The following is a 1,776-nucleotide window of genomic DNA, read 5'->3' on the forward strand; positions in this document are numbered from 1 at the left end:
CCCGTTGAGCACAAAGTGCGAATAAGGGAGGTGAAGTTAGATAAGCGGCTTGCCGATTAGCTAACTTCACACATCCTGCCCGCTTTTTTCCCTGGACTTAAATGCACTATAGGGTATTTTTTTGTGCACTCAAGATGCACTAGCAAAATAATTTAGGACAATTCCCGTTTTTTAGCGACAATAAAGGACTAAGGGCAAAAATAATTATAGTGTCCCTATTGTTTGTTCATCCGGTGTCGTTGAAAATGTCGTTCAGGTGTCGTCCAGTGTCTATAAAGTGCATATAAAAGTGTCGTTCTAGTGTCCATGAGGTGCATGCTAGTGTCCATGAGGTGCATGCTAGTGTCTATGAGGTGCATAAAATTGTTTTGAAGGGTGAAAGAAGTGTCTAAATCTCTTTCGGAAAGAGTCATCGCGCGAATTAAGTCACGCTCTCAAAGAAGCCTTCTAAATAACAAGGCTATATTTTCAGCTTTGCATGATGAAATATTAGAGGCGATTAATAACGGCTGCTCACTAAAAGCTATCTGGGAAACCTTGTATGAAGAAAATAAGATCGACTTCAAATATAGGGCATTTTTGCAGCATGCTTACCAGCATACTGATATTTTGGAAAAAATTGGAGGATCAAAAAAGAAAGATACGGCAGCAGTTAAACCATTGCCGCCAAAACCAGAAAAATCAACCCCAAGAGGAGCCACTGAATCATCAGAAATTCCAGCTTTTAAAATCAAACGAAAACACGATCTAAAGGACTTTAAATAATGTCTACAGTACACATGGTTTTACAAGGAAAAGGCGGCGTAGGCAAATCCATGCTTGCGGCTATGCTTGCGCAATTTAAAATAAGCAAAGGGCAGACGCCTCTCTGTATTGATACTGACCCTGTTAATGCAACTTTTGCAGGTTATGATTCACTTGATGTTCAAACCTTGGATGTAATGCAAGGCGATAAGATCAATTCGCGCAGTTTTGATATGCTTATTGAGCTTATCAGCAAAACGACTGAAGATACCATTATTGATAATGGTGCCAGCTCTTTTATACCGATGTCTTCTTATTTAATGGCTAATGATATACCTGCTCTTCTGCAAGAAATGGGACACCAACTATTCGTGCATACCGTTATCACAGGCGGACAAGCCATGCCCGATACACTCGGTGGTTTTGATGCTTTGGTACGACAATTCCCAGATGAGTGTCAGTTTGTTGTTTGGCTTAACCCTTATTGGGGAAAAGTGGAAAATGAAGGATTGAGTTTTGAGGAAATGAAAGTTTATAAAAACTACTCTGATAGAGTAATTAAACTGATAACTCTCCCCGAGCTTAAACCCGACGAAACCTACGGGCAGGACTTTTCAAACATGCTCAAGGCGAGACGAACTTTTGAAGAGGCTATCGATGCAGAAGAACATATTGTGCCACGGCAAAGATTAAAAATTATTCAGAGAAAAATTTTTTCTGAATTAGATAATGACCCTGCCAAGGTACTAACCTATGGCGCTTGATTTGGAAGCTGTGGCCGCAGAAATTGGCAAACGACATGGCATAAAAATCACCAAAGATGACCCGATTATGATTCTGGTCACGGTCATTGCTCTGCTGGAACAGGAAATGTTCCAGCAGAAGCAAAAATTGATGACTGACGTCGTGTCGGAAGTAGAAGCCTTTATGACGCGCAATAACGAAGGGTCTTAGGAAGCAAACATGTTTTTATGGCATGATAACTTCCTGATATGACTGGTAAAAATAGGTACTTCAAACGTTCGAAAATCA

The 1,776-nt window shown here is 40.4% G+C and carries 3 protein-coding genes; all 3 read left to right on the top strand.

Annotated elements, in window-relative coordinates; translation table 11 throughout:
• The first annotated feature begins 384 nt into the window (after window positions 1-384).
• From AXE65_RS09910 to traM, 3 genes are read left to right on the top strand one after another with little or no spacing between them, the layout of a single operon-like run.
• Window positions 385-765 carry a TraK family protein gene (locus AXE65_RS09910; RefSeq protein ID WP_153015446.1) on the top strand — a complete coding sequence of 127 codons (381 nt, stop codon included), beginning with the start codon at window positions 385-387 and terminating at the stop codon, window positions 763-765.
• On the top strand, window positions 765-1,508 hold the full coding sequence (locus tag AXE65_RS09915; RefSeq protein WP_068391607.1) for a nucleotide-binding protein: 744 nt from the start codon (window positions 765-767) through the stop codon (window positions 1,506-1,508). The genes AXE65_RS09910 and AXE65_RS09915 overlap by 1 nt, the downstream gene beginning before the upstream one ends.
• Entirely contained in the window at window positions 1,498-1,698 is a 201-nt protein-coding gene (gene traM / locus AXE65_RS09920; protein ID WP_068391609.1) for a conjugal transfer transcriptional regulator TraM, read from the top strand. Before AXE65_RS09915 ends, traM begins: the two co-directional genes overlap by 11 nt.
• Window positions 1,699-1,776 lie beyond the last annotated feature (78 nt).

The organism is Ventosimonas gracilis, assembly GCF_001580025.1.
GTDB classification, from domain to species: Bacteria; Pseudomonadota; Gammaproteobacteria; order Pseudomonadales; family Pseudomonadaceae; genus Ventosimonas; species Ventosimonas gracilis.

Excerpts from the sequence above, each read along its gene's own strand:
- AXE65_RS09915 (WP_068391607.1), top strand. The coding sequence starts at position 765 with ATGTCTACAGTACACATGGTTTTACAAGGAAAAGGCGGCGTAGGCAAA.
- traM (WP_068391609.1), top strand. The coding sequence starts at position 1,498 with ATGGCGCTTGATTTGGAAGCTGTGGCCGCAGAAATTGGCAAACGACAT.